This window comes from Corallococcus sp. AB011P, from assembly GCF_003611605.1.
In the GTDB taxonomy this organism is placed as follows: Bacteria; Myxococcota; Myxococcia; order Myxococcales; family Myxococcaceae; genus Corallococcus; species Corallococcus coralloides.
The window spans coordinates 22258-48993 of record NZ_RAVX01000011.1 but is presented as its reverse complement, the minus strand read 5'-3'; the positions used below and the strand labels follow the sequence as shown (position 1 = coordinate 48993).

The following is a 26736-nucleotide window of genomic DNA, read 5'->3' as shown; positions in this document are numbered from 1 at the left end:
CGCGTCCTCAGGCATGGGAACAGCGCCGACGTGGAAAGGCAGCAGCGCCAGCAGGAACCCGATGAGCCTTCGGGTGCTGGAAGACACGGTGGATGCGTGGAGGGTCATCGAATGCCTTGGGTGCTGGATGTTATAGCCCGGTCATGGGGTCCGACCTGACAGAACGCTGGCTCACACCCGACGGTCAGCGTCGGCGCGAGCGCTTGATCGCCTCGGGATTCCAAGGACCCTGGCGTGAAGTCCTCAAGGGCTTTCCGGGAGCGGATGCACTGGGACCCCTCGTGGGGGATCTCCGAGGCATCGACCTCACTCAGGAAGAGCTACCGGGCGCGGAGCTCGTCCATGCACGGCTCGAGGGTGCCCGTCTGGACGACTGCGGGCTCAACGAGGCGCGGCTCGACTTCGCCACGTTGTCGGGTGCCTCGCTGTTCTGGGCGCGCTTGGAGCGTGCCAGTTTGATGGCGTGTGTCGCGATGAGCACCTGCTGGGACGATGCCAACATGGAAGGGGCGACCCTCACAGCTTCGAATCTGGTGCGCGGTTCGTTCCGTCGAGCCCGGCTCAAAGATGCCCGTTTGACCGCCGCGACGCTGATGAAGGCGGACCTGCGCTGCGCTGATCTCCGAGGCGCGGAGTTGTCCTGCTGTGACCTGGAGGAAGCCTGCGTCGCGGGCGTCCTCTCGGGGCGGATGCGCACCTATGAACGGGCGGGACTGGGCAATGCGGACGTGAGCTATTACCGGGAGCATGGCGGGTACCCCTCGTTCATCGATGCCATCCTGCTCGACCCGGGTCTGCGTGCGCTCCGGTGGTTGAACAGGAAGGAAATCCTGATGCATGTGGAAGCAGCGGTCGAGATGAGCCCTGGGGTGGATGCTGAAATCCTCGCGCTCCTCCGTGAAACACACCCTGTCTTCCACCAACTGGCCGCCATCGCGATGCTGATCAGCGGAGCACGTCCGGAAACGCTGGCGGCGCTGTGGGCTCAGATCGATCGAAGAAGTGGGGCGTGTCCCTCCCTCACAGTCGCCGCACTCCTCCTGGATCCTGGCTTCGAGGCAGCGGCACGCTCGCGGCTCAAGGCCGCGGAGAGGCTGAGGGAAGAAGCGGTCATCAGCCTCAGGTGGGCCCTTGGCGTGGAGCCGGGCAAGAATGAGAGGGAAGGGTTCGCGAAGTCGATATGTGAACGCTGGATGGAAAATCTCCGCAAGAACATGCCACCCGTCATCCAGCAACGCTGGCTGAACAGCGCGCCAGCTTGAGCTCGTTCAGGGGGAAGTCAGGTGCTGAATGATGAGGCTGAACGTGAGGCCAGGCAAAGCCCTGTGATGTCTGCTAATCAGACGACTCGTGACATCCCACGTCGGCAAATACCAGCGCATCCGCCTGCTCGCCGAAGGCATCATCGAGGATTATCTGGCCAGGGCCGCCGGCCCGCAGGGCAGCGAGAAGACGCTGGTGCTCCAGTGCCTCCGGTCGGACATGGCCGAGCAGATGGAGTTCCCGGAGATGTTCCTCGACACGGCGATGAGCGCCGCCCGGCTCACGCACCCGCACCTCGTGCGGGTCTTCGACGTGGGGGAGGCGGACGGCACATCCTTCCTCGCCAGGGAGCACATCGATGGGCCCAGTCTGCGAAGGGTGATCAAGCACCTGTCGGTCCAGGGGATGACCCTGCCGGCGACCCTGTGCGCGCGCATCATCTCGCAAGCCTGCGAGGGGCTCGCCTATGCCCACGACCTCACCGACCCCAAGACGAAACAGCCGCTGCGGCTCATCCACCGCTGCGTCCGGCCGTACAACATTCTCCTGTCGCGCCAGGGGACGGCCAAGGTGGTGGACTTCGGCATCGACTACTTCCGGGCCCGGTGGACCCCCGAACACCACATCCCCATCATGAGCAAGTACCGGTACATGGCGCCCGAGGAGATCATGGGCGTGCCGGTGGACCGGCGGGTGGACGTCTACTCGCTGGGACTGGTGCTCTACGAACTGCTCACCACGCGCAGGCCCTTTGAGTCCACGTCCGACTGGGACTTGCTTCGGGTCGTCGTGTCCGAGCCCCTCGTGCCGGCCGAGCAGCACCGGCCAGACCTGCCCGATGCCCTTCGAGCCATCCTCGCCCGGGCGCTCGCGAAAGATCGGGATCAGCGCTACCCGGACTGCCACGCGTTCCGGAAGGAGCTGGAGGATTTCATCCGCTCGGAGGGGGAGCCGGTGACCTCGCGGCAGGTGGCCCAGCTCGTCCAGCAGGTCTCTCCGAGCGACGACCCGACCGTCGCCGCCCCGGCTCCGGATGGCCCGGAGAGCCAGGCGCGGCCCCGCTTGGGACGAGCCTGGATCCTCGCGGCGGCAGTGGGCCTGGCGTTCCTGCTCGGAGGCGGCGCCCTGCTCTGGAAGTGGTGACCACGCCCGTCATGAACTGATCGAGGACAGGGGGCGCGGTTCGCACTACTCCACCGTGAGCAGGAATTGGACGGATGCCGGATGGCCCGTCACTCCGAGGGCGCGAGGCTCGTCCTTGCCCTGCCACTGCCAGGAGCACGGCTCGACGGTGATGGTCAGCGGTCCCGAGCCCTCGCTCCGGGGCTTGAAGGTCACCTCCAGCTCCGCGGTGGACCCTCCCTCCAGTCCAGCGGTTTTCCCCACGAGGTTCACGCGGTGCTCCTCCACCATCGGGAGCGGCTGGCCGCGATACCGCACGCTCACGTCCACCACGCGAGCGCCGACGAGCACCCCGGACACGCGGATCCGCACCGCCTCACACGCGGTCCCGTCATTGCGCACCATCGCCCGCCACGTCTCGGTCACGGGCGAGGACACAGTGAGCGGCGCCGAGGTGTACTCGGTCCAGTGGAATGCGGGCGTCTTGTAGCCCACGTGCATGAGCGGCGCGCCCGGGCTCACCGGACGGTGTGAGGCGTGGAGGTGCAAGGGGTGTCCAGGCTCGGCGGTGAGCAGGAAGAGCGCGTCACTGTCCTCGGCGCCCACCCACCACCGGTCAGCACCCGCGGGCGTCACGGACACGAAGTGGGGCCACTCTCCCACGAGCGTCTCGAGCACCTGGAGCCCGGGCAGGGACACCAGGAGGATCTTGTCCTGGACGAAGAGGAGCGCCCGGGCCGCGTCGAGGACGCACACCCCGGCACCGCCCCAGGTCTGTTCCTCCTCCTCATCGTCATCATCATCACTCCCCGGGATGGATCCGAGCAGGGTGCCATCGAGCGCGAAGTGGAGGAGCGCCGTCTGCCGGTAGTTGATGACGAGCAGGAGGAGCACGCCGAGGGGAGTGGCCTGGGCCCGCCAGATGTCCTGCTCATGGCCCGGCTCCACCTGGAGCGCACCCTCCGGCTGAGCCGCCCCCGAGCGGAGCACGTAGACGCGGCCCCGGCCCTTCTCCACGACGGTGATGCCAAAGGGGCTCGTATCGAGGAACGCCCCATCGGGGGACTGACGGTGGGGGCGCCCCTCGCTGTATCCGTACCCGTGCCTGGCGGACACGGGCTTGGGCAAGGTCATGGGTTCCCATCGCTGCCCGGATCCATCGGTCGTGAAGAGGGTGGTCAGCTTGAGGGCGCCGTCCACCACCGTTGCGATGAGCCGGTCCCCATCGGTGATGAGATCGAAGCACTCCCTCGGAAGGGCCTGGGCGGGAGCGCTTGCGCCGACCCCCACGGAGAAGACACGCTGATCCCCGCATCCCACCCAGGCGTCCTTTGCCTCATCCAGTGCGGCGAGCACCACGGGCGCGGACGGAGGATTCGGCACGTCTCCACTGACCTCCCGGCGCACGGCTTCATCTCCGTGGAAGACGATGAGCCGATGCGGTCTGAGATCAAACAGCCACGGTCCACGGGCCAGAAGACGGCGTGTCGGGTACATGGCCTTGCATCATACCCGCTGACGCCTCGCGCACCGTCACGTTCGGCTTCTGGGCCACCAGCCGTTGGAGCCTCACGGATCGAGCATTGTTCCGCGAAACGGACGGTAAGGGCTTCAATGCGCACGCCCAAGCCTGTGCCGTCGGTGCCAACACCCTGGTGCGGGCGCGGGCTTCCAATGCTTGTTCAAGAAGCATCCGCGCCATTCCCGTGCAGCAGGCGCACTGCCGCCCATTTGCTCGGACCCGCCTGCTCGTGCGCTCCTGGTGCCTCCAACGGAGCCTTGACGCGACAAACGCCGCCTCGCTTCCGGACGGACCGGAAACGGGCGGCGTTGGCACTGCCAGGAACCTCAGAAACGGCGCTCTTGGGTTTCGGCCTATTCGGCGTAGTAGGTGGTGAGCTGGAAGACCACTGAGGTCAGTGTATTGGAGACCGTCAATTCTACGACTCCACGTTCGATGTCGGCTTGGGTGAACTGGTATTGGGCTGACGCAACCTTGTCATCGACGATGACGTCGACATCGAGAACGTTGAACTGGACAGGCATGGAAAGCAGATCCGTGCTGAGAACATCACATCCCCCTGTCGTCCAGTTGGGGGTGAAGCTCTCAATCTCTTCCGACCTGGAAACCGCAGGCTGGGCGTTGGGGCAGATCAGTTCAATCAAGGCGTCCGGTGGTGAGCCGTCGACATCCCAGTCGCTGTCATCCGCGGGATCATGCGAAGAAATCGTGGCACGCAGGGCCCGGATCTTCGTGCGAATGGTAGGCGTGTAGCACTGCTGCTGTGATGGGTGGCAGATGGTCCCGGTCGCGCACTTCGTGCAGGTAACGCCATTGGCACCGCATGCGTCGTTGGTGCGAACCTGGACGCATTTGTTCGTGGTCGGATCACAGCAACCCGCGCAGTTTCCGGCAGTGCAAATTTCGTCGAGTGGCGGCGGATCTTCCACGCCGGGATTGGAGGGGCCCGGGTTGAAGTCCTCGGGCCCACAACCCGCAAGCAAGAGGAGTGACATCAACCCAAGGGAAAGGATTCTGTTGTTGAGTTTCATTGTTTGTTAGTTGAGGTGAAGAACCAACACGCGGGTGCCTTTATCCATGCGCACTTCAGCGGTGGTCATCCGAGATACCGGAATGCTCGCGACCTGCGTCCTTCTACCACCGGGTGTGGGGGTAATGACGATGGGCGCAGGTTTCGGATATCCGAGGGCCGCCATGGTTGGGGCATCCGCATAGCCCACGAGATACAAGGATCCATCCGCTAGCGCGCGGTGAAGCTCGATTCCCTCCTGGATGGGGCCGTAGATGGTGGTGTCCGCACTGTAGGTGGGAACGGCGCTCATCGGGACAAATGCGTAGCGCCCCCGGGGAAGTTGTGAGACGCGAGTTCCGCGTTCGGCGTCCGAAGCTGCCACAACCTGGTGTTGTTGGCGAACGCTTCTGAGCGTGCTTGCGGGTACCGGGGCCGGAGCGGTCGTCGTCGGGGGCTGCGGCTGGACAGGTCTCAGATTGCGCGGAGGTGGGATGGCGATGACGTCATTGCTCACGCCTTTGCTGGGGGATGGCCATACGGCAGCCATGCCGCCAGCAAACAGCGCGGCAGCCGCAAAAGGCAGGATTCTGCTGGATGTTGATTTCGGAGGACTGGCCGTGGCGTCCGTCTTCGGAACGGATGGGGAGACGGGGATGCTTGGCACGGAGGGCGTTGGCGTAGGCGCGCTCGTAGTGCTGTGAGGCGTCGAGGTCGTCGGCTCAGGGGCTTTGGCGCTTGTTGCAATTGGTGCTGGCCGCTGCGGTTCAACCTTGCCTTGTTTGGGTGCCTTGTTTGGGGGCTGAGTTGTGGCGGTGCCAGATGTGCCGAAGTCTTCACGGAGCCTCGCGAAGAGTTCATGGCAGTTGATGCCCCCATAGAGGCGGAGTTGATTCCGTCCCGTCAGTTCCCTGACTCTGTCAAGGAAATGTTTGTTGCGAGCCTGGACGACACTGGTCTCTTTGTCGAAAAAGGCCCACAGAATGTCAACCTGCTTATGGCGGTCTGCGCTAATGGCAGCAAGAGTCTGAGTGAAGATATCATCCCAGCCTCCATATCCCACGACAACGAGCGTGTGGCTGGTTAAGACATGGGTAATGTCGGCTGCGACGCGGGGGCGCTCGCGTGCGAGTTCAATCGAGGTGTGGAGCGTCTCCGCCTCCAGCCAATAGCCATGGAGGTAGACGAGGTGTGAGAAGTTGGAGGCAGAGAGCTTTGCTTGGCTGAAAGGCTCGTCGCGGTCGACGACAGTGCGAAGGACCTCCCCGCCCGCAGCTTTTACCGAAGCAGGAAGGAGCGGATCGAAATTGGTCGTCATGACTGGACCGAAACGTCCAGGATGTTCAGCAAGCAATCCGCCGAGATGTAGCGTTGCAGGGGGGAGTGCCCATCCGCTGAAGTCGGTATCGATTTGGACGTCCTCAAGCCCCTGATCTGCATCAGGATGCAACCGGGCTCGTAGGACCGCTTCTCGAATGACCTCATTGGCGACCGATCGGCTATCACGGTCCTGAATGAACTTCATTGCCCACTGGTAAGTATTCTCTCTGTCTACTTTCAGTCCCGCATCGAACTGCTCTAGGTGCTCGGAAGGAACCCGCTTCCGAATGAATTGGAGCATTGCTGTGACGCCCGGGACTTGTGGCGCATCAGGTGTCTCTTGCATCGAGAGCGGAGAGCCGACAAGGAATGCGATCTTCTTTTTGCGTGTGGCGGCTTTCACCGCACTACGAAGCGCATCCAACGAGGGAAGCAGTTTCTCAGAGCCCATTGATGACGCAACCATAACCGAGGCACACGCGGTTCAGAGCCTACGCCGCCCGTTCAGCATGCGTGAGGCGCTCCTCCTCTTGGAGTGCCAACGTCTTCCGGTATTCCGCAGCTTCAGCAATCCGGGTCAATTCAAACTCACCGTGATGCTTGCGGACCGCCTCCGCGATCTCATCCAGGCCGACGCGGAAGAACTCCTTGCGCTCGTTGATGCGGTTGACGCGCCGGTTCGCGAAGGCCTTGTGCAGTGCGCTTTCAAGTGCCGGGGCATCCGAGGTCCGGATGATGGCGTGGACGTCGAACTCGAAGGGCACCGACGCGTCTCCCAGCTCGTCGATGCGGTCCTGGGGCACCAGCCGCCGGGTCATTCCCATCTTGAACACGCCCTCTCCAAAGGAGCCGATGTTGGAGATGACGTAGACGTGCCCCGTCCGCGTGAGCTGGGCCTGGGAGATGGCTCTCTGTTTTTCCAGGTCTTCTGCGACGCGGCGCTCCAGTTCCGCGATGCGCTCCAGAAGCTTTTGCTGCTCGGAGCCCTTGGCTCTTTCGTAGTCGGCTTTCGCCTTCGCCAGGGCCTCCGCGTCTCGCTTCGCCTCTCGCTCCGCCTCAAGCTTCGCCTTCTCAAGTTCGCGCTGCGCCGCTTCTTCCTCGCGCATCTGCTCCCGAATGCGCTTCTGCTCGTCGCGCTCCTGCTGGACCCTCTCGGCGTATTCATGAGCCAGGCGCAGTTCGTCCAGCTTGAGGGCAACGTACTTGCTCGCGATGGTGCATTGCTGGATCTTCGTCAACGCATTGATCGCATCCGCTGCCTTTTCGATGCGAGCTTCCATGGTCTTGATGTTTTTGTAGGTCACTTTCGCGACGCAGGCATCGGCTTCGCCGTTGAAGGCGCGGAGCATCAGCTTCAGCGTACGCTCCGTTTGCTTTCTGCCCTCGGCCTTACTGCCATTGACCTCCCACTCCAGAGAGCAGGTCGCCGCCACCTTGTTCTGCAGCATTGACTTCTGCGTCTCTCGAAGCGCATCGAGGCGGCGCTCGTACTCCTCGACGGAGGAGAAGGCGTAAACCGACTTGTAGAAGCCGGTGGAGAGGAGAATTGCTTCTTCATCCAGGGGACGAAGCTCTTCGCGTAACCGAACGATGGTGGCTTTCAGCTCCCGTTGCTCCAAGAGCAGCTTCTGACGCTGTTCTTCCGCTTCAGTCACAGACCGTGCGGCGGCCACCGTTGCTCGTGAAGCCTCTTCCCGCATGCGGTGACATTCCGAGGCCGCTTGCTTCTTCTCCTCGGCGATGGCCTTCGCGGAAGACTCCTTTTCTCGAGCAAGCTGGGCGAGCACTCGCGTCTGTTCGTCGATGCGCTCCTTGGCAGCGATGCCACGGGCTTCAGCCAATTCCTGGGCTGCCCGATGGCGCTCAGCTTCAAGGGCCTTTGTGGCGGCCCGTTGTGTTTGTGCGATCTCTTCTGTGATTCGTCTCTTCTCGGCTTCAATGTCCACGATGGGCTTGAACCGCTCCTGCAACTCGTGAACGTGAGAGCGGGACCGGAACCACAAGGCCGCGAACAGCGACGCCAACAGTCCCCACATCATGGACAGAACCATCGCTCACCCCCAGGCCACCATGGACTGACGGCCTGGCGTGAGTCTTGCCGACCCGCTCAAGGAAGCGACATCACCCGGGAGAGGGATGGACACCCGCACGAAAACGCCGCCTCGCTTCCGGAGGACCGGAAACGGGCGGCGTTGGCACTGCCTGAAGTAGCGAAGGACTATCGGCGCTTGAGCGCCGCGTCCGCGTGCTTCTCCATGAACTCGGAGTAGGGGCCGTTGAAGTCGAGCACTTCCTTGCCCGCCTCCAGGCTCCAGATGCGGGTCGCGACCTCGGAGATGAGCTCCTGGTCGTGCGTCACGCAGATGACCGTGCCGTCGAACTTCGACAAACCTTCCGCCAGCGCCGCGATGGACTCCAGGTCCAGGTGGTTCGTCGGCTCGTCCAGGATCAGCACGTTGTCCTGCGTGATCATCAGCTTGGACAACAGCACTCGCACCGTCTCACCACCGGAGAGCGTGTCCGTCGCCTTCATCCGCTCCTCACCCGAGAAGAGCATCCGGCCCAACACGCCCGAGATCTCCTCGTTCGTCAGCTTCTCGCTGATCTCCCGCAGGTAGCCGAAGCACGTCGTCCCCTTGTGGATGACGCCGTGGTGGTCCTGCGGCAGGTAGCCCACCGTCGCCTGGTGGCCCCAGGTGATGGTCCCCGCGTCCGGCTCCAGCTGGTTGGCCAGCATCTTCACCAGCGTGGACTTACCCACGGCGTTGCGGCCGATGACGCAGATGCGCTCGCCCTTGCAGACCAGGCCCGTGAACGGCTTGATGACCGGCACCCCGTCGAAGGACTTCTTCAGGCCCTCGAACATCAGCGTCTGCCGACCGCTGACCACCTTCTGGTCGAACCGGATGAACGGCCGCGCGATGTTCGAGCGCTTCAGGTCCTCCGTCTTCAGCTTGTCGATCTGCTTGATGCGGCTCTGCACCTGAGACGCTCGCGTACCGGCGTGGAAGCGCGCCACGAAGTCCTGCAGCTGGGCGATCTTCTTCTTCTTCTCCGCCGTCTCGGACTCGACCCGGGTGCGCAGTTGCGACTTCTGCCGGACCATGTCGTCGTAACCACCCGTGTACTGGATGATGGTCTCGTAATCGATGTCCGCGATGTGCGTGCAGATGGAGTTCAGGAAGTGCCGGTCGTGGCTGATGGTGATCAGCACGCCCTCGTACACATGCAGGAAGTTCTCCAGCCAGCGGATGGAATCGATGTCCAGGTTGTTCGTGGGCTCGTCGAGCAGCAGCCCCTCCGGCTTGCCGAACAGCGCCTGCGCGAGCAACACGCGCAGCTTCAGGCCGCCCGTCAGCTGGCGCATGGGCTCTTCGTGGAAGGACTCCTCGATGCCCAGGCCGGCCAGCAGCGTGGCCGCGTCACTCTCCGCCGAATAGCCGTCCTCTTCCGCGATGATGCCTTCCAGCTCACCCAGCCGGTTGCCGTCCTCATCGGTGATGTCGGACTTGGCCAGCAGCTTGTTCTTCTCGTCCATCGCCGCCCACAGGTGGCGGTTGCCCATCAGCACCACGTCGATGACGCGGTCGTTCTCGTAGCGGAAGTGGTCCTGGCGCAGGATGCCCAGCTTCCGCGGGCGGATGATGTCGCCCATGTCCTGCTCCTCGTCACCCGCGAGGATCTTCATGAACGTGGACTTGCCGGCCCCGTTCGGACCGGTCAGGCCGTAGCGGCGGCCCGGCGAGAAGGCGACGTTGACCTCCTCGAAAAGTTTCTTGGGCCCGTAGGCCTTGGAGACGTTGATGACGTTGAACATGGCGGCGGCTTGTAACGGAAATGGCGCGGCGACCCAAGACGCGCGGTAAATCGAAGCCCGGCGGCGTACCGGAGGACCCAATGTAACCGCCCGCCCGCCTCGGAAATGCCGCCTTCCCACCGGGTATCCCCCCCGCCAGCCCCTCGCCCCCAGGGGCCGGGTAGGGAAACCGGAGCCTCCCGAGAGCGGGGAGGGGAGAGACGGCTTCCAGGAGACCAGGCGGGCGTCCCCCAGGAAGCGGGTGCCCCCGGACGGGCGGGCTGGGTATAAGGCCCGTCCAATGGCCGTCCGCTTCGAACTCCTGAACACCGACCCCACCGGCGCCCGCACGGGCATCCTCCACACCCGCAAGGGGTCCTTCCCCACTCCGATGTTCATGCCGGTGGCCACCCACGCCGGCTTCCGCCACCTCGCCATGGAGGAGGTGAAGGAGACGGGGGCCAAGGTCCTCCTCGCCAACACCTACCACCTGATGCTCCGGCCCGGCCCGGAGGTGTTCGAGCGCTTCGGCGGCATCCACCCCTTCATGGGCTGGGACGGCGCCGTGCTGACGGACTCGGGCGGGTTCCAGATCTTCTCCCTGCCGGAGGACCGGCTCATCACGGAGAAGGGCGCGCACTTCCGCAGCTTCTACGACAACAGCCGCCGGCTCCTCAGCCCCGAGTCCAGCATCGCCATGCAGCAGGCGATCAACTCGGAGATCATGATGGTGCTGGACGTGTGCATCGACTCGCGCACGGACGAGGCCGGCACCCGCGAGGCCATGGAGCGCACCCACCGCTGGGCCGTGCGCAGCCTCGCCGCGAAGGAGTCGAAGCCCACGGGCCAGGCGCTGTTCGGCATCGTCCAGGGCGGCGTCCACCCGCATCTGCGCGACGAGAGCGCCGCGTTCCTCACGAAGCTGCCCTTTGACGGGTTCGCCATCGGCGGGCTGGCCGTGGGCGAGACGAAGGTGGAGCGCGACACGATGACCGAGCGCGCCACCGCGTCCCTGCCGCAGGACAAGCCTCGCTACCTGATGGGCGTGGGCACCCCCACGGACCTGCTGGAGGCGGTGCTGCGCGGCGTGGACATGTTCGACTGCATCATCCCCACCAAGATGGCGCAGCAGGGCTACGCGTACACGTTCCAGGGACTGGTGCGCATCACCCGCACCGTGTACCAGTTGGATGACGGGCCGCTCGACCCCGAGTGCGACTGCTACGTGTGCAAGAAGTACACGCGCGGCTACCTTCAGCACCTGATGCGCGGCAAGCACCACCTGGGCTCGCGCTTCCTGTCCGTGCACAACGTGCGGCACTACCAGCGGCTCATGGAGCGCGTGCGCGAAGGCATCCTGCGCAACGGCTACGCGCAGACGTACCGCGAGTTGAAGTCCGCCATCGCCACGCCCAAGGACCTGAAGGACGAGGCCGCGGCCAGCGCCGCGACGCTGAAGGACGTGGGCTGAAGTCCGGGCGCGTGGCCCTCCGCCCGCCCTCCGGCCGGGTTGTGAAGGGCGCCACGCGAACGGCGGTGCGGAGAGACGTGGCGGGTTAGCCTGCGGTGCCCGGGCTCTGTTGCCCGGCGCACCTTCCGCCGCATGGATCCGCGCGTCGCCACCCTCCTGAGTCACGTCCGCGCGAGCGCGGAGAACCGGCCCGGCGTGTACCGGTTCTTCGGTCCCGCCGGGGAGCTGCTCTACGTGGGCAAGTCCGTGCGGGTGCGCACGCGGCTCCTGTCGTACTTCCGCGCGGACGAGGGCGAGAAGGCCTGGGAGATCGTTGCCCAGGCGCACCAGGTGGAGTGGGAGTACACGGCCAGCGAGTTCGCGGCGCTGCTCCATGAGTTCCGGCTGATCAAGAGCCACCGGCCCCTCTACAACGTGGAGCACAAGCGCGACCGCGCGCACTGCTTCCTCCAGCTCACGCGCGAGGCCGTGCCCCGCCTGCGCGTGGTGGGCCAGCCCGGCGGTGACGGGCGCGCGGAGTACTTCGGGCCCTTTCACGGCCGGCACACCATGGCGGACGTGGTGCGCGCGGTGAACGACTTGCTGGAGCTGCGCGACTGCCCGTCCGAGACGCCCATGCGGCTGGCGGATCAGATCCAGCTCTTCCCCCTGAAGGACGATCCGCGGTGCATGCGCGGGCAGACGGCGCGGTGTCTGTCTCCATGCGCGAGTGGGTGCACGACGGCGGAGTACCTGGCTCAGGTCGCGCTGGCGCGGGCGTTCCTCAACGGCGAGTCGGACCGGCCGCTCGTCATCCTGCGCGAGCGCATGGCGATGGCGGCGCGGCGGCTCCAGTTCGAATACGCGGCGGAGCTGCGCGACCGCGCGGAGCGGCTGGAGAACGTGCAGGCGTGGATCGTCGAGCTGGGCCGCACGCTGCGCCGGCTGTCGCTGATCTACACGGCGCGCGGGCACGGCGGTGAGGACCGCACGTATGTGCTCAGGCGGGGACGGATCCGCGCGGAGGTGCCCACGCCCCGGACGCCGGAGGAGCAGGCGGCGCTGGACGCGCGCGTGCGGGCCATCTTCGACGTGCCGGAGCCGGAGGCGATTGGCCTCCGCGCTCAGGAGTCCCAGGAGGTGATGCTCGTCGCGAAGTGGTTCCGCCTGCACCCGGACGAACTGGATGCGACGGTGCCTCCTCCGGCGCGGGCCGGGAGCGATGAGCCCTTCGAGGAGGCGGCGGAGGCGCGGGCCGCGCTCGCTCGCACGCTGGAGCGCACCGTGGAAGGGCCGGAGGAGCCGGAGCCCGACGGTGCCTCCGAGGCGGCAGGGTGATGACGGCGGACATCACCCCGCCAACGGCTGTCATCAGCGGCGCGGGCCTCCGCTGACGAGGCCCGGCCCACGGGTCCTGGAAACACAGGGGTTTGGCGTTCACCCCAAGAAGCACGAGCGTTGGCACACGCCGTGCTCATGGGACGGGCATCCCCGCTGCTTCTTCGAGGCCCTGTCCCATGGCGATCTCCTCCCTCTCTCGTCCGTCCTCCAGCCCGTGCGCGAAGCCTTCCCCCGAAGCCGGGCAGGCCCCGCGGAATGTCGTGGTGAAGGTCGTGAAGCCGGACGGCTCGCCCGTGAAGACGGTGGACTCCGCGAAGCAGCCCCAGGAGTTCGCGAAGCTGCTGAAGGAGCTGGGCCTGACGAAGGAGGCCCTGCTGAAGGGCGAGGGCGCGAAGGCCCAGGGCCCGAAGCCCACCAATAGCTCACAGAGCTTCCAGCAGAACTGGCAGCGCGACAGCTTCGAGCCGTCCAAGGCCCAGGCCCAGAAGGCGCAGCCCGCGCCGGCCCCGGCGCCTGCCCCCGCGCAGGCGCAGGCGCAGGGCGCGAAGGGCCCGTCCTCCGGCAAGAGCGCGGATGCGGTGGCCCAGGACATCGCGAAGGAGGCCACGTCCTGGAAATACGACTACACGGGCGGCAAGTCGTGGGATGCCGCCATGAAGAACGCCAGCACCTTCGACGCGTCCAAGTCCGGCGTCTGCGTGGACATGGCCATCGAGGCTGAACAGCGCTTCGAGCAGGCCGGCGTGGACGCGCAAGTCGTCTTCGGCAATACGGACCGGGGCCTCCATGCGTGGGTGGAGTTCAAGGACGACAAGGGCCAGTTCCAGGCCTTCGACCCCACCGCCGCGGCCTGCACCAAGAAGGCCGACGACGCCATCACCCCGTACGACAGCGGCCTCTACGGGTACCAGGGCGTCACCGAGACCCACCAGGCGGTGGGCTGAAGTCCGCGCGCTACCGGAGGTTCCGGATGACGCGACAGGGATTGCCGGCGGCGAAGACGTACGGCGGGATGTCGCGCGTCACCACGCTGCCCGCGCCAATGGTGGAGCCCTCGCCGATGGTGACGCCCGGGCAGATGATGGAGCCGCCGCCAATCCATACCTTCGAACCGATGGTGATGGCCCGGCCCAGCTCCGGGCCCTTGATGCGCTCATCCGGATCCACGGGATGCGTGGCCGCGTACACCTGCACGCCCGGGCCGAAGGACACGTCGTCGCCAATCGTCACCGTGTTGCAGTCCAGGATGACGCACTGGAAGTTCATGAAGACGCGCTCGCCCATCCGGATGTGCTCGCCGTAGTCGCAGAAGAACGGCGGTTCGATCCACGTCCCGGCGCCCACCTTGCCCAGGAGCTCGGTGAGCAGACCCTCACGCTGCGGCAGCTCGTCCTCGGTGGACTGGTTGTAGGAGCGCAGGAGCTTGCGGGCGCGGGCCCGCTCGGCCACCAGCTGCGGGTCGACGGCGCTGTACAGCTCGCCCGCGAGCATCTTCTCTTTCTCGGTTCGTGCCATGCCCTGAAGAGTAGCCACCTGTTCCCCTGGATGGTGAACAGCCCGCGTCCCGGCTTCGAGGACGCGGGTGACACCGGACGGTGCGGCCAGCGAGGATGCCGGCCATGAGGACTGAGCGGGTCGAGGAGACGCTGGAGCGCATCCGTCGCGAGGTGGAGCGGACGCCGGACGGCGTGCTGGCCTTCGATGGGGACGGCACGCTGTGGAGCGGGGACGTGGGGGACGACCTGTTCATGGCCCTGCTGGAGCACGGCGGCGTTCGCCCCGAGGCCCTCGTGGCGCTGGAGCGGCTGGGGGCCCGCCACGGCGTGGAGTCGCATCCGGACGCGGTGACGCTGGCGCACGCGCTGTTCAAGGCGTTCGAGGCCGGGCGGCTGCCGGAGAAGGACACCTACGAGATGATGGCGTGGATCTTCGCCGGCTGGCACGCGGAGGAGATGCGCGGCTTCGCCCTCGACGTGGTGGCGAAGCGGGGCGTGGCCGGCCGCGTCCATCCGGAGGCCCGCCGCGTGGTGGAGTGGGCCCGGGGGCAGGGTGTGGACTGCTACGTGGTCAGCGCGTCGCCGCGCGCGGTGGTGGAGGCCGCGGTGCGCGAGGTGGGCATCACGCCCGACTTCGTGGTGGCGTGCACGCCGAAGGAGGAGGGCGGGCGGCTGCTGACGTCCGTCTTCGAGCCCGTGCCCTACGGCCCCGGCAAGGTGAACAGCCTGAGGCTGCGGACGGACCGGCCGCTCTACGCCGCGTTCGGCGACAACGTGTTCGACCTGGAGCTGCTCGCGGCCGCCCGCGTCCCGGTGGCCATCCGGCCCAAGGTCCGGCTGCGCGACCGCGCGGCGGAGCTGCCCGCGCTGGTGCAGCTGCACCCCGAAGAGGCCTGACGCAAAACGGGCGTGGAGGAGGCCTCCACGCCCGTCTCGCTGAAACCTCCACGCGCCGCTTCGTGGGTGTCCACGAAGCGGCGTCATGTGGAGCGTCGCGTGAGTCAGCTCCCCGTGACGGGGACGAACTCCACGCGGCGGTTCGCGCTGCGGCCCTCCGGCGTCTCGTTGGACACGCGCGGACGGTCGGGGCCGAAGCCCTTCGCCTCCAGCCGCGAGCCCGCGATGCCCTTCTGGATGAGGTACGCGCGCACGCGGTTCGCGCGCTGATGGCTCAGCGTGCGGTTGGCCTCCTCCGGGCCGCTGTTGTCCGTGTGGCCCTCAATCCGGACGTTCAGCTTCGGGTTCGCCTTCAGGTAGGCCACGATGGAGTCCAGTTGCTGCTGCTCGTTCTCCTGGAACTCCGACTGGTTCACCGGGAACTGGACGATGTGTCCCAGCGGCGACGTCGTCTCCTCCGCGGGCTTCTCCTCGGGCTTCGGCTCGGGCTTGGGCTGTTCCTTGACGGGGCAGCCGCGCTCGGACGACGGACCGGCCTCGTTCGGGCAGGCATCGTCCTTGTCCGGCACGCCGTCGCCGTCCGTGTCCTTCACGGGGCAGCCACGCTCGGACGACGGACCGGCCTCGTTCGGGCAGGCATCGTCCTTGTCCGGCACGCCGTCGCCATCCGAGTCCTTCACGGGGCAGCCGCGCTCGGACGAGGGACCGGCCTCGTTCGGGCACTGGTCCTCGCGGTCCACCACGCCGTCGCCGTCCGAGTCCTTGTCCGGGCAGCCGTTGTTCTCCACGGAGCCGGACTCCAGCGGGCAGCGGTCGTCCTTGTTCGCCACGCCGTCGCCGTCGTCGTCCTCGTTGGGGCACTGCTCCGGCGTGTGGCTGCGGCCGGTGCGGCAGCGGTCCACGGGCTCGGGCTCGTTCGCGTATGCGATGCCCGCGGCCAGCCGGAACGACGGCGTGCCCGGGATGTCCGTGAAGCCATGCCCGCCGATCGCGAACGCCTCGAAGCCCGCGCCCACCGGCAGCCGCACGCCGCCCAGCAGCTCCAGCGCGAAGTCCGACTCCACGAGCGACTCGGCGGCCTGCAGCGCGATTTCGCCGCGCAGCCCCTTGCCTCGCGTGGCCACCACCACGCCCTGCTCCAGCTCCGTGCCCACGTCGCGGCCCGGCTCCACTTCACGCGAGCGGATCCGGATGCCCGCGTTGGCGCCCAGCACCACGGGGCCCAGCTCGCGGCTCACCGACACGCGGGGCGCGAACTGGAACCCGGCCCAGCCCGCCTGACGGCCGAACGCGTCCGCCGTGCCTCCCGGCAGCCCGATGTCCAGGCCCAGGCCCAGGAACACCGGCGCGCCTTCCTCGCGCCGCAGCAGCTCGTAGCGCACGCCCAGCTCCGGCGTGCCCAGGCCGAACGAGTCCGGCTCGCTCACGCCCACCAGCTGCTCCGCGCCGTGACCGCCCTGCGCGATGATGACGGGCAGCTTCGCGGAGAACTCCAACCGGTCCACCGGCGACCACGCGCCGGCCAGCCAGCCCGCGGTGCGGTAGTGGAGGATGGAGCGCTCCAGCCCGTCACTGCCCTGGAGCAGGAGGATGCCGCGCTCGTAGTTGACCATGAGGAGCAGGCGGTAGCCGCCCTCGGGGAGCACGCGGCCGGTGTCCACCAGCATCGAGTCCGTCGCCGCCGGCGTGAAGCGCAGGCGCTCCAGGTCCAGCGGGACGAGCGGGCTCGTGGTGGTCTGCGCGAACGCGGCGGGGGTGACGGCGGTGGCCAGCAGCGCGGCCAGCGCCCAGCTCTGGGCCTTCATACGCAAGGGGAGATCCATTCGAGAAAAGAGGGAGCGCATGTCTCAGTTCCCCCGGGCCGGGTTCTGACGGCGGCGCGAGTTCCCCCAGGCCGCGAGCGCGGCGAGGAGCGCCAGCGCGGACGTGGTGCCACCGGTGCTATTGCAGCCACCGCCGGCGATCTCCACGACCTGCGCCTGGACCCGGACCTGGAACGTGCACTGCGCGGTGTTGCCCGCGTCATCCGTGGCGGTGACGGTGACCGTCGTGGCGCCTGCCGGGAAGGGGCTGCCGGAAGCGGGGGAGGACGTCACCACCGGCGAGGCCGTCACCGCGTCCGTGGCCGTGGGCTCGAACGTGACCGTCTCGCCAGGGGCCGCGCTCCGGGACTCGGGGCAGGTCAGCGTGGGCGCCGTGGTGTCCCGCACCGTCACCTGGAACGAACAGGTGAGGCCCGTGGAGGTCGCGGTGACCGTCGTGGTGCCAATGGGGAACAGCGCGCCCGACGGCTGCGTGTAGCTCACCGGGAGCCCTCCCGCCGGATCCAGGACCGCGGGGTCGTAGGTCACGAGCGCGCCGTCCGGATCCGTCGCCTCCACGACGACGTTCGCGGGGCAGGTGAGGGTGCGGGTGACCACGTCCTCCGTCACGTTGAGGGTCACGGTCGCGACGTTGCTGTCGTCGGCGCAGTCACGGACCCGGTAGGTGAAGCTGTCCGTGCCCACGAAGCCGGCCTCGGGCGTGTACTCGAGGTTCCCCTGCGCGCTGGTGCCGAGCGTGCCGTGCTGCGGCTGGGTGACGACCGTCCAGGTCAACACCTGGCCGGGGTCCGGATCCGTGCCGGCCAGGGCGAGCTCCAGCGGCGTGTCCTTCTGGACGGTGACCGTCTGGTCCGCCGCCGTCGGAGGCTGGTTGGGGACGACCGTCACCATGCGGCCGCCGGGGATGGCGTTGGCGAAGACCGTGAGCGCGTAGGTCCCCAGCGGCGCGTCGGCGGGCACGGTCACCGTCGCGCGGGTGGCCGAGGTGTTGCTGCTGGGGAGCGTCCAGAGGCGTCCACCCTCGGCGGCCCGCAGGCGCACCAGGGGGAAGTCGGTGGGCGAGTCCGCGGTGTTGCCGCTGCTTCCGCCGGAGATGCCCCGGAAGCGCAGGCCCTCCACGACGGTGGGGCAGGCGGCGACGAGGGTCGCCGGGTTCGTCACCGTCGGCCGCCAGGCGGGGAGGGCCCGGGTGTCGTCATACAGCTGCGCGTTGGTGGGCTCCTGCCCCCCCGCCAGCAGGACCTCGCCCGAGGGCAGGGAGGCGCTGAACAGGCCTCCCTCCGCGGCGGGGTCCTCGACGCTGGTCCACGCGCGGAGGAGGGGGTCGTAGACCTCCGCCGTCTTGGCGTATTCGCCAGTCGTGGTGATTCCGCCCGCGACCAGCACCTTGCCGGAAGGCATCAGCGTGGCGGAGTGGAGCCAGCGCGGCTGCGTGAGATCGTTGTCCACGGACGCCCAGGTGTTGGTGCCGGGCGTGTAGAGCTCCGCGGACGTGAGCACCGTGGCGACCGTCTTACCGCCTGCCGCGAGCACCTGGCCCGACGGCAAGAGCGTCAGCGTCAGCTCTTCGCGGGCGGCCGCGAGGTTCGCCGCCGGGGCCCAGGCGTCGTTGGTGGGGTTGTAGAGCTCCGCGGAGGCCAGCTCCGCGCCGCCGGCGGTGCGTCCGCCCACGACGAGCACCCGGCCGTCCTGGAGCAGCACGGCGCGGTGTCCGCCGCGCGGCATGGAGAGCGGGGCCGCGGGGGTCCACGTGTTCGTGTCGGGCGCGTAGATCTCCACGGTGTCCAGCACGGTGGTGTTGCGCTGACCGCCGACGACGAGCACCCGGCCATCCGGCAGGAGCGTGGCGGTGTGCAGGTGGCGCGGGCTCAGCAGGTCCGCGGTGGCCAGCCAGGTGTTGGTGGTGGGGTCGAAGCGCTCCGTGGAGGGCGTGGAGGTGTTGACGTTGCGGCCGCCCGCGATCAGGACCTGCCCCGAACGCAGCACGGTCGCGGTGCCGCGCTCGCGCGGCGTGAGGAGGTCGGGCAGGGCGGTCCACGCGTTGCTCGCGCGGTCGTACAGCTCCGCCGCGGCCGACGAGGTGAATTGGCCGCGGCCGCCCGCGACGAGCACCTGGCCCGAGGGCAGCAGCGCCACCGCGGCGTCGGTGCGGGGCGTGCCCATGGCGCCAGCGGGAGACCACTGGCTCCTGGCGGGGTCGTAGACCTCCGTCTGCGCGAAGAAGGTCTGGGCGGGGTTGTTGGATTCGCCGCCCGTGACGAGCACCTTGCCCGAAGGCAGCAGCGTCGCGGTGTGGTTCGCACGGGCGACGTTCAGCGTGCCGCCGGAGGTCCAGGTGCCGGTGGCGGGATCAAAGATTTCGGACTCGGTCTGCGCCGGGTTCCCGTCGACCGCGCCGCCGGTGACGAGGACGCGGCCATCCGGCAGCAACGTGGCCCGGTGGATGGCTCGCGGGAACGCGAGGCTGCCGGTCGCGGTCCAGGTGTTGGCTGCCGGGTCATAGAGCTCCGACTGGGCCGTCGCACCGCCAGCGGTCTGTCCGCCCGCGAGGAGCACGCGGCCGTCGGGGAGCAGGGTGCTCGTGGCGTAGTGACGGGCGACCAGCGGGGGGGCGGCGGCGGACCAGGTGCCGGTGGCCGGATCGTAGAGGTCGGCGCCGGGCACCTCGTCGCTGCCGCTGAAGCCGCTCACCGCGAGCACGCGTCCGTCGCGCAGCCGTGTCGACACGTGCTGGCTGCGGCCCGTGGACATGGTGCCCGTGGCGGTGAAGGTGTTGGTCGCGGGGTCGTAGAGCTCCGCGGTGGTGAGCCGGACGCCGCCACCGCCGGTGCCGCCCGCGATCAGGACCTGTCCCGTGCCCAGCAGCGTGGCCGTGGGGAAGGAGCGGGTCGAGGACATGTTGCCCGTGGAGGTCCAGGTGTTGCTGGCGGGATCATAGAGGCGTCCCCCCTGCGAGCCATCGGTCAGCACCAGCACCCTGCCCGTGGGCAGGAGCACGGCCAGGGTGATGTTGCCCGTGAGGCTGGTGGGGCCCGCGGAGCTCCAGGTGTTGGTGGCGGGATCGTAGGTCTCCGCCGTGCCCACGAAGCCGGAGTTGACGCCATTGACGACGAGCAGCCTCCCGTCGGGGAGCAGGACGGCCGCGTGGCGCGCGCGGGCCGTCGCCATGGAAGCGGTGTTGTACCAGGCTGGCGCCGCCGCGAGACGGGCGGGCGTGTTGCGGATGCCCTCGGATGCCGCCGGGCGCTCGTTCCCGCCGCAGGAAAGAAGGCCCAGGCTCGCGGCGAACAACAGGAGCCTGCTCCAGACAGCGCGTTGTGACCGCATCGATGAAACCCCGATCCGCGAGGGCTGGCGCGAACACGACCGTCGGCCCGCCGCTCGACGTAAGCACTCCGGGTTGCGGATTATCAGTGCGCCGGGTGCTGGGGCAATGCGTGAAAAAATCCGGCGCGGTTACCCGTCGTGTGGGTCGGATGTCTTCTTGGGAGGGGCCTCCAGGAAGCGGCGCCACCAGAGACGTGCCTCCTCGTCGGTGTAGCCGTCCCAGGTGTTGACGTGGGGGAGGGGCAGGAGCCAGGGCTCCAGGAACCGGGCCAGCTCGCGATACGCCGGCAGTGTCTCACCCAGCTTCGTGTCCCCCGCGAGCGGCGCGGGGCCCAGGCTGATCAGCGCACGGCCTCCGGTGAGCTCCTGGACGCGGGTCTCCGGATGGCTCAGGTGCGAGCGGAGCGCCTGGAGACCGCCAACGGTTTCAAGGAGGGGTGGGCCCAGGAAGTTCAGCCAGTGCACGTCGTCGATCCACGGTCCCAAGCCCCACGCCAGCGTAGGCGGAACGTGCCAGCCGGGATGCCGGGCCAGCTGCTCCTTGAGAAGGGGAAGGAGTTTCGACCTCCCGCGCGGGAATGAGAGCGACAGCCCGGCATGGCCCGTGGAGAACGGAAGGAGCTCCGCCAGCGACCGTGCCAGTTCAAGGGCCTTCTCGGGACCTTGAGTCTCCAGGAAACCAATCGGGACCTGCACGCTCAGAACGCTGTGCTCGGAAGAGGGTCCTCGCCATGGGAGCCGAGACTCGAAACTGAATTCGTAGCCATCCGGTTCCGAATGTCCTCCCTTGAGGAGAACCCATGTGTCGTAGTTCCTCTTGGTCAATCTCCGGAACCAATAGGAGTCCGGGTCCATGTCGTCCAGGTATTCAAATCGAGGCCTGGTGAGGTGGCGTTGAACTTCCTCCCAGAACTCGGATTGAAGCGGGAAGGCATCCTCAATGATGTCGGAATCCTCTCCGACGGTCAGGGCCCCGCCACTGAGTTCGATGAACTCACGATAGATGTCGAGGGCGCGTTGGAGGATTGGCGCTACGACTGCATGGTCGTGCGGCAAGTAGAATGCAATGCGCATGACCAGTTGGACTCGGGGGAGTGAATCGGCGAAGTGGTGGAATGAGGGGTACTTACTCACGCAAGACTCCAAACTGAGGAGTGATGATGGCCGGCTTGCATTTTCCGCCCAAATCCTTGTAGCGGGCCATTTGCTTCCGGGTCTCAGAACTGGCGAGCGGCTGGCTTTTGCCTGAGAGGGTGCAAGGAAACTTGAAGTCGAAGATGCATTGAATCTGGAGAGCCTGTCCTGTGGCGTGAAGGACGATGTCGGGCTTGTTCGAGCCCGTCCAGATTCTCGTCAAGGTAGGGCCGCCAGCGCTGGCGTCGCCGCTATAGCGCGGCTCAATCGAGACATTTTCAGGGAAGAGCCGGAGGATTTCACGCCGCACGCATGCGAAAGCAACGTCATGCTTCATCGTCCCAAGCTCGGCCTGCCGTCGGATGGGGTCGCCGTTCTTGTCATGGCCGACCACTCGCAAGCACTCCTTGTCGTCCGGGTATCTCCCCTGGCCGTACTCACGCTCATTGACGATGAAGTCCGCTTCCTTCGCGCACTCCACCAACAGGTGCTCGATGCGGGCGACGTCCGCCGCCTCCAGGAGCTTCATCGTGGCGCCTGCCGTGGCCGCGGCCCTGGCGGCCTTGTCCACCCACGGCAGGAACGCTTCATCCCCCGGCTGCGTGTAGCAGGTGGGATTGCGCAGACATCCACTGGTCGCGGAGTCGGACGTCTGCGCGTACTGCCTTGGACCCGAAGCGCAAGACAGACAGAGCAGGGCCACCAGCCCACCCAGCAGGCGCCCATCAATCATCGTCTTCACCCACGTCGTGCGCCGCCGCGTTGAACAGGCCGAAGCCCCCGGCCTCCTCACTGGAGATGTCCGCCCGGCGCAGGGCAGGGGAGTCCCGCGTCTGTCCCACCGCCATCCACCGGGGCGCGGCCAGCAGCACGCCGTCCTTCGGAAGCTCCGGCAGCAGGTGCTCCAAATCGCCGAGGATGAACTCCGCGTGCCCCACGTCCTCGGGCTCCGGCAGCCCCTCCGGCGGATGCCACGGCCCTCCATCCAGGTGCCCGAAGGGGAAGCTCCCCGTACCGCTCGCGCCCCCGTACCCACCTTCCAGCAGCTGCCGCGTCCGCTCCACGCCCCCCGTCACCGACGGCAGGCACACACGCGTCAGCCAGTCCCAGGTCGCCGTGCCCTGCTCCACGGGCCAGTCCAGCTCCACCGTGTCATCGGCCTTCGCCAGCAGCGCATCGATGTACGCACACGCCGCTCGAGGCCCCAGCACGCCACCCCGGCGCGCCTCCGCTACCGCCGCGGGCCACAGCTCCTCCCGGTAGTAGTGCGCGAAGTAGAACCCCGGCTCCTCCCACTCTGGACGCGCGCCCCGGGGCAGCTTCGCCAGCACCAGCCCGCTCGACAGGTACGCGGGCCCCGTGGCCCGGGGGTGGAACTGGCTGAAGGCCAGCCGGAACACCCGCACCGCCAGCCCCGCCTCCTCCGTCGCCTCCAACCCCTCCGGACACCCCGAACGCAGGTGGAAGTCGTCGAAGCGCAGGAACACGTCCACTCCCATGCCCACCGCGTTCTGGCACAGCGACTCCAGGCACGCCGCCAGCGGATGCCCCGAGGCTTCCACCGACGCCTCCCACGCCGCCGCCAACACCGTGCGCGTTTCCGCCTCCACCCGCAGCGACAGCCGCACCCGGCCGCCCTCGAATGGAGCCTCCCCGTGCCGGACGTCCTCCCCGTGAAGCGCGCCCCGATGTTCCTGCCCTGGAGTCGTCATGCTAGGCACCCATCCTTTCCCACACGTCCCCTCCAGGCCAGGAGCCCCATGTCCGAGCCCTCCCATCCGCGCGACGGCGACTTCGAGCTCGTCACCCTGCGCAACGGCCACCGCGCCGTGCGCCACCTGGGCCATGGCGAGGTCATGCACCCCGCGGTGGGTCCGTGGCAGGAGGCCCTTCGCCTCTACGTCGACCAGCCCGGACTCGCGGACCGCCTGCGCAAGCCCGGCCCGCCGCTCGTCATCCACGACGTGGGCCTGGGCGCCGCCACCAACGCCGTCGCCGCGCTCACCCGCGCCCGGGAGCTGGGCCCGGACCGCGCCCGCGACCTGCACATCGTCAGCTTCGAGGTGGACCTGGCCCCCCTGCGGCTCGCGCTCGCGGACGCGGAGGGCTTCCCCTTCCTCCAGCCGTTCCGCGAAGCCTGTGAGCGCCTCATGAAGCACGGCGCCTGGAGCGAGCCCGGCATCCAGTGGACCCTCAAGCTGGGGGACGCCGTGCCCTTCCTGGAGCCGGACGCAAAGCTGCCCCCGGCGGACCTCGTCTTCTTCGACCCGTTCTCACCCGCGTCCAACCCGGACATGTGGACCGAAGCCGTCCTCGCCCGGGTGCGCCGGCACTGCCGGGAAGACGCAGAGGGCGCCCTGCTGATGACCTACAGCGCGGCCACGCCCACCCGCGTCACGCTGCTGCTCGCGGGGTTCTACGTGGGCGCCGGCGCTTCCACCGGCACCAAGGGGGAGACCACCGTGGCCTCGACCCGCTACGAAACGCTGACGGCCCCGCTGGGAACCCGGTGGCTGGAGCGCTGGGAGCGCTCGTCCTCCCGGGCCCCGCACGGGGGGACCCTCACGCCTGAGGTCGAGCGTCGCCTCCGGACCCATCCTCAGTGGCGCTGAGCGCCCCTTCCACGGCGGCCTCGCTCCAGCGCAGGTGGAACGTCGCCGCCGTGCCGTCGAACTCCTCCGGCAGCGCCACCACCCGCCAGCCCCCGCACAGCGCCACCGCGCGCGCCAGGAGCCCCGCCGCGAACGTCGGCTGATCCGCCAGCACGTCGTTCATCCATAGCTCCAGCGAAGTCGCGCTGCGCTCCACGATTTTGACTTCACTGAAGTTGTTGCCGGCGCGAAAGCCCAGGTCCGCCCGCAGCAGCATCCGCCGGGGACCGGCCAGCCGGCCCACGCCCAGCAGCGCACGGCCAAAGAAGGTGCCGAAGTAGGCGTCCATGAAGCGCTCGCCCAGGGAGTAGTACGCGGCCTCCGCCGGCACGCCGCCATAGACGTGCCCGGCCGCGATGCGCAGGAACTCCCGCCACTGCTCCAGCGAATAGGTGCGCTCCAGCTTTTTGTCGAGGTCCAGCCCCGCCCGCTTCAGGTGCTCGCGGCACGCCGGCGTCAGGCGGTTCTCCAGCGCGCGGACGAAGAGCGCGTCGACGGTCTGGGCGAAGACAAGCTTCTCAGGATTCATGGGGAGCACCCTACACGAAGCCCCCCATGCGATGCTCCCCCACCTGTGTACTGACGTTCAGTGTCGCGCCCCCCGAGTGTCAGGAAGCTGGCTCGCGCCGCACCCTTCGTGAACTCCGGGTGTTTTCAGACCCTGTGTTGACGGCCCGCGCCACCAGTCCGCGCAGCCACTGGTGCGCGGGGTCGCCGTCGAAGCGTTCGTGCCAGACCTGGAGGATGTCGAAGGGGCGCACGGGGATGGGCGGGGGGAACACCTGGAGCGCGTACGCGTCGCGGAACGCGGCGATGAGCCGGCGAGGCGCGGTGAGGACGTGGTCGGAGCGCGACACCACCAGCGGGGCGATGAGGAAGTAGGGCACACGCACGGCGATGCGGCGCGGGGGCAGGCCGCGCTGGGCCAGGGCCAGATCCACCGCGCCCACGCCGTCGCCTTTCGGGCTGATGAGGATGTGGGACAGCTTCAGGTAGGTGTCCAGGTCCAGCTTGCGGCGCACGGTGGGGTGGTCCTTGCGCACCACGCAGACGAAGTCCTCGGTGAGGAGCTTCTGCTGGCGCAGGCCCGGCCCGGACGGCACGGGCGCGACGATGATGGCCAGGTCCACCTCGCCCGTCTCCAGGTGGCTGGGGAAGGTGTGGCTGTCCACGTGCAGCACAGCCAGGTCCACGCCGGGGGCCTCGCGGCCCAGCAGCTCCAGCGCGCCCGGCAGCAGCACCGACCCGAAGAAGTCGCGCGTGGCCACGGTGAAGCGGCGGGTCGCGGTGGCGGGAGCGAACGGGGGCTCGTCGCGCAGGGCCCGCCGCAGCTCCGCCAGCCCCCGCTTGAGCGGCGCGGCCAGCTGCTGCGCGCGCGGCGTCAGCACCATTCCGCCCCGGCCGCGGATGAGGAGCGCGTCGCCCAACAGCTCCCGCAGCTGCGCGAGCGCATGGCTCATCGCGGACTGGGTGAGGCCCACGCGCGCGGCGGCGCGGGTGACGTGCGCCTCCTTCAGCAGCGCGTCCAGCGCCACCATCAGGTTGAGGTTGATGCCTGAGAGGTCCACCTCCGTGGGGGAGGGCGCTGGGGTTTCATGAACGCGGCGCATGGGCCCATGCATAGCATGCAGTGGCCTCATGCAGGGCGCGGGGGCACTGTTGCGCCATCTCGCTGTCGCTGGAGGCACCCCATGCCCATCGTCATCAACACCCCGAACGGCAACATCGGTCGTCCCCTCGTGGAGAAGCTGCTGAAGGCGGGCCGGAAGGTCACCGTCATCTCGCGCACGCCGGAGAAGGTGGCGGACCTGGTGAAGCTGGGCGCGAAGGTGGTGCAGGGCTCCATCGACGAACAGGCCACGCTGGACGCGGCGCTCGTGGGCGCGGAGGCGCTGTTCTGGCTGTCTCCGCCCGCCATCCGTCCGGACTTTCACGAGTGGGCGAAGGCCAACGGCAAGATGGCCGCGGAGCGCGTGAAGGCGCACGGCGTGAAGCGCGTGGTGATCCTCTCCAGCGTCGGCGCGCAGAGCGGTGCGGGCACGGGGCCGGTGTCCGTGCTGAAGCCCATTGAAGAGGCCTTCCAGGCGGCGGCGCCGAACGTCGTCAGCCTGCGCGCGGGCTTCTTCATGGAGAACCTGCTGCGCGACGTGCAGGGCCTGGCGAAGGCCGGCGCGCTCTTCAGCGCGAGTCCGGAGACGAAGGCCTTCCCGATGGTCGCGACGGCGGACATCGCGAACAAGGCCGCCGAGGTGCTCCTGGACACGGCGTGGACGGGCCACCGCTACGTGGGCGTGCACGGGCCCAAGGACCTCACCTATCCGGAGGTCGCGAGCATCCTCACCCAGGTGCTGGGCCAGCCCGTGAAGTACGTGCGGGTGGGGCTGGAGGACCTGCGCAACGGCATGACGGGCGCGGGCATGCCTGCTTTCGCGGCGGACACCTTCGTGGAGATGTACGGCGCCATCCAGGACGGGCGCATGGACCCGGCCGAGCCGCGCTCGAAGGAGACCACCACGCCCACCACCCTGGCGGAGTTCGCCAGCACCGTGCTCAAGCCGGTGGTGGAGCAGGCGCGCGCGTCGTGA

General features: G+C 68.0%; 21 protein-coding genes. 8 read left to right on the top strand and 13 right to left on the bottom strand.

Annotated elements, in window-relative coordinates; translation table 11 throughout:
• Positions 1-143: 143 nt before the first annotated feature.
• Together D7X30_RS25415 and D7X30_RS25410 are read left to right on the top strand one after the other, a co-directional pair.
• Positions 144-1262: a pentapeptide repeat-containing protein gene (locus tag D7X30_RS25415; protein ID WP_158619369.1), complete on the top strand. Its 1119-nt coding sequence runs from the start codon at positions 144-146 to the stop codon at positions 1260-1262.
• 88 nt (positions 1263-1350) lie between these two features.
• Positions 1351-2406, top strand: a complete 1056-nt coding sequence (locus D7X30_RS25410; RefSeq protein WP_120565554.1) for a serine/threonine-protein kinase — start codon at positions 1351-1353, stop codon at positions 2404-2406.
• Between the two features lie 45 nt (positions 2407-2451).
• Here D7X30_RS25410 and D7X30_RS25405 read toward each other — a convergent pair whose 3' ends face one another.
• From D7X30_RS25405 to D7X30_RS25385, 5 genes are all read right to left on the bottom strand, one after another.
• On the bottom strand, positions 2452-3768 hold the full coding sequence (locus D7X30_RS25405; RefSeq protein WP_147443299.1) for a hypothetical protein: 1317 nt from the start codon (positions 3766-3768) through the stop codon (positions 2452-2454).
• Positions 3769-4260: 492 nt separating this feature from the next.
• A complete protein-coding gene (locus D7X30_RS41715) occupies positions 4261-4938 on the bottom strand; it encodes a hypothetical protein (RefSeq protein ID WP_147443298.1) in 678 nt (225 codons plus the stop codon).
• Positions 4939-4944: 6 nt separating this feature from the next.
• Positions 4945-6687, bottom strand: a complete 1743-nt coding sequence (locus D7X30_RS25395; protein WP_158619367.1) for an SIR2 family protein — start codon at positions 6685-6687, stop codon at positions 4945-4947.
• A gap of 40 nt (positions 6688-6727) precedes the next feature.
• Positions 6728-8260 (bottom strand): DUF4041 domain-containing protein, encoded by a 1533-nt coding sequence (locus tag D7X30_RS25390; RefSeq protein ID WP_233591780.1) that lies wholly within the window; start codon positions 8258-8260, stop codon positions 6728-6730.
• A gap of 194 nt (positions 8261-8454) precedes the next feature.
• Complete coding sequence (locus D7X30_RS25385; RefSeq protein WP_120565549.1) at positions 8455-10053, bottom strand: ABC-F family ATP-binding cassette domain-containing protein; 1599 nt, start codon at positions 10051-10053, stop codon at positions 8455-8457.
• A gap of 280 nt (positions 10054-10333) precedes the next feature.
• On the opposite strand from D7X30_RS25385, the gene tgt reads away from it, so the two are divergent.
• The 3 genes from tgt (at position 10334) to D7X30_RS25370 (ending at position 13767) form a co-directional block, all read left to right on the top strand.
• Positions 10334-11503, top strand: coding sequence for a tRNA guanosine(34) transglycosylase Tgt (gene tgt / locus D7X30_RS25380; RefSeq protein ID WP_120565548.1), 1170 nt, complete (start codon positions 10334-10336; stop codon positions 11501-11503).
• Between the two features lie 132 nt (positions 11504-11635).
• Positions 11636-12820, top strand: a complete 1185-nt coding sequence (locus D7X30_RS25375; protein WP_120565547.1) for a nuclease — start codon at positions 11636-11638, stop codon at positions 12818-12820.
• Positions 12821-12999: 179 nt separating this feature from the next.
• On the top strand, positions 13000-13767 hold the full coding sequence (locus D7X30_RS25370; protein WP_120565546.1) for a transglutaminase domain-containing protein: 768 nt from the start codon (positions 13000-13002) through the stop codon (positions 13765-13767).
• Positions 13768-13777: 10 nt separating this feature from the next.
• Here D7X30_RS25370 and D7X30_RS25365 read toward each other — a convergent pair whose 3' ends face one another.
• The gene (locus D7X30_RS25365; protein ID WP_120565545.1) at positions 13778-14338 is read right to left on the bottom strand and encodes a sugar O-acetyltransferase; all 561 of its coding nucleotides are present in this window, start codon (positions 14336-14338) and stop codon (positions 13778-13780) included.
• A gap of 104 nt (positions 14339-14442) precedes the next feature.
• On the opposite strand from D7X30_RS25365, the gene D7X30_RS25360 reads away from it, so the two are divergent.
• On the top strand, positions 14443-15216 hold the full coding sequence (locus tag D7X30_RS25360; RefSeq protein ID WP_120565544.1) for an HAD family phosphatase: 774 nt from the start codon (positions 14443-14445) through the stop codon (positions 15214-15216).
• Between the two features lie 104 nt (positions 15217-15320).
• Here the strand turns inward: D7X30_RS25360 and D7X30_RS25355 are convergent, their stop codons facing one another.
• The 5 genes from D7X30_RS25355 to D7X30_RS25335 form a co-directional block, all read right to left on the bottom strand.
• Positions 15321-17021, bottom strand: a complete 1701-nt coding sequence (locus D7X30_RS25355) for an OmpA family protein (RefSeq protein ID WP_233591779.1) — start codon at positions 17019-17021, stop codon at positions 15321-15323.
• 42 nt (positions 17022-17063) lie between these two features.
• On the bottom strand, positions 17064-20330 hold the full coding sequence (locus D7X30_RS25350) for a kelch repeat-containing protein (RefSeq protein ID WP_120565542.1): 3267 nt from the start codon (positions 20328-20330) through the stop codon (positions 17064-17066).
• Between the two features lie 165 nt (positions 20331-20495).
• Positions 20496-21500: a type VI immunity family protein gene (locus D7X30_RS25345; protein WP_120565541.1), complete on the bottom strand. Its 1005-nt coding sequence runs from the start codon at positions 21498-21500 to the stop codon at positions 20496-20498.
• Positions 21493-22242, bottom strand: coding sequence for a hypothetical protein (locus D7X30_RS25340; protein WP_147443297.1), 750 nt, complete (start codon positions 22240-22242; stop codon positions 21493-21495). The genes D7X30_RS25345 and D7X30_RS25340 overlap by 8 nt, the downstream gene beginning before the upstream one ends.
• The gene (locus tag D7X30_RS25335) at positions 22226-23212 is read right to left on the bottom strand and encodes a hypothetical protein (RefSeq protein WP_147443296.1); all 987 of its coding nucleotides are present in this window, start codon (positions 23210-23212) and stop codon (positions 22226-22228) included. The genes D7X30_RS25340 and D7X30_RS25335 overlap by 17 nt, the downstream gene beginning before the upstream one ends.
• Positions 23213-23260: 48 nt before the next feature.
• On the opposite strand from D7X30_RS25335, the gene D7X30_RS25330 reads away from it, so the two are divergent.
• Positions 23261-24112, top strand: coding sequence for a tRNA (5-methylaminomethyl-2-thiouridine)(34)-methyltransferase MnmD (locus D7X30_RS25330; RefSeq protein ID WP_120565538.1), 852 nt, complete (start codon positions 23261-23263; stop codon positions 24110-24112).
• Here D7X30_RS25330 and D7X30_RS25325 read toward each other — a convergent pair.
• Positions 24063-24680: a DUF2378 family protein gene (locus D7X30_RS25325; RefSeq protein WP_120565537.1), complete on the bottom strand. Its 618-nt coding sequence runs from the start codon at positions 24678-24680 to the stop codon at positions 24063-24065. The two genes, D7X30_RS25330 and D7X30_RS25325, sit on opposite strands and share 50 nt — an antisense overlap.
• A 79-nt stretch (positions 24681-24759) precedes the next feature.
• Positions 24760-25761 (bottom strand): LysR family transcriptional regulator, encoded by a 1002-nt coding sequence (locus D7X30_RS25320; RefSeq protein ID WP_233591778.1) that lies wholly within the window; start codon positions 25759-25761, stop codon positions 24760-24762.
• 81 nt (positions 25762-25842) lie between these two features.
• Here D7X30_RS25320 and D7X30_RS25315 point away from each other — a divergent pair, with 81 nt between their 5' ends.
• The gene (locus tag D7X30_RS25315; protein ID WP_120565535.1) at positions 25843-26736 is read left to right on the top strand and encodes an NmrA family NAD(P)-binding protein; all 894 of its coding nucleotides are present in this window, start codon (positions 25843-25845) and stop codon (positions 26734-26736) included.

Excerpts from the sequence above, each read along its gene's own strand:
- D7X30_RS25335 (WP_147443296.1), bottom strand. The coding sequence starts at position 23,212 with ATGACGACTCCAGGGCAGGAACATCGGGGCGCGCTTCACGGGGAGGAC.
- D7X30_RS25385 (WP_120565549.1), bottom strand. The coding sequence starts at position 10,053 with ATGTTCAACGTCATCAACGTCTCCAAGGCCTACGGGCCCAAGAAACTT.
- tgt (WP_120565548.1), top strand. The coding sequence starts at position 10,334 with ATGGCCGTCCGCTTCGAACTCCTGAACACCGACCCCACCGGCGCCCGC.
- D7X30_RS25415 (WP_158619369.1), top strand. The coding sequence starts at position 144 with ATGGGGTCCGACCTGACAGAACGCTGGCTCACACCCGACGGTCAGCGT.
- D7X30_RS25360 (WP_120565544.1), top strand. The coding sequence starts at position 14,443 with ATGAGGACTGAGCGGGTCGAGGAGACGCTGGAGCGCATCCGTCGCGAG.
- D7X30_RS25330 (WP_120565538.1), top strand. The coding sequence starts at position 23,261 with ATGTCCGAGCCCTCCCATCCGCGCGACGGCGACTTCGAGCTCGTCACC.
- D7X30_RS25365 (WP_120565545.1), bottom strand. The coding sequence starts at position 14,338 with ATGGCACGAACCGAGAAAGAGAAGATGCTCGCGGGCGAGCTGTACAGC.
- D7X30_RS25375 (WP_120565547.1), top strand. The coding sequence starts at position 11,636 with ATGGATCCGCGCGTCGCCACCCTCCTGAGTCACGTCCGCGCGAGCGCG.
- D7X30_RS25315 (WP_120565535.1), top strand. The coding sequence starts at position 25,843 with ATGCCCATCGTCATCAACACCCCGAACGGCAACATCGGTCGTCCCCTC.
- D7X30_RS25395 (WP_158619367.1), bottom strand. The coding sequence starts at position 6,687 with ATGGGCTCTGAGAAACTGCTTCCCTCGTTGGATGCGCTTCGTAGTGCG.
- D7X30_RS25355 (WP_233591779.1), bottom strand. The coding sequence starts at position 17,021 with ATGAAGGCCCAGAGCTGGGCGCTGGCCGCGCTGCTGGCCACCGCCGTC.
- D7X30_RS25370 (WP_120565546.1), top strand. The coding sequence starts at position 13,000 with ATGGCGATCTCCTCCCTCTCTCGTCCGTCCTCCAGCCCGTGCGCGAAG.
- D7X30_RS25325 (WP_120565537.1), bottom strand. The coding sequence starts at position 24,680 with ATGAATCCTGAGAAGCTTGTCTTCGCCCAGACCGTCGACGCGCTCTTC.
- D7X30_RS25320 (WP_233591778.1), bottom strand. The coding sequence starts at position 25,761 with ATGCGCCGCGTTCATGAAACCCCAGCGCCCTCCCCCACGGAGGTGGAC.
- D7X30_RS41715 (WP_147443298.1), bottom strand. The coding sequence starts at position 4,938 with ATGAAACTCAACAACAGAATCCTTTCCCTTGGGTTGATGTCACTCCTC.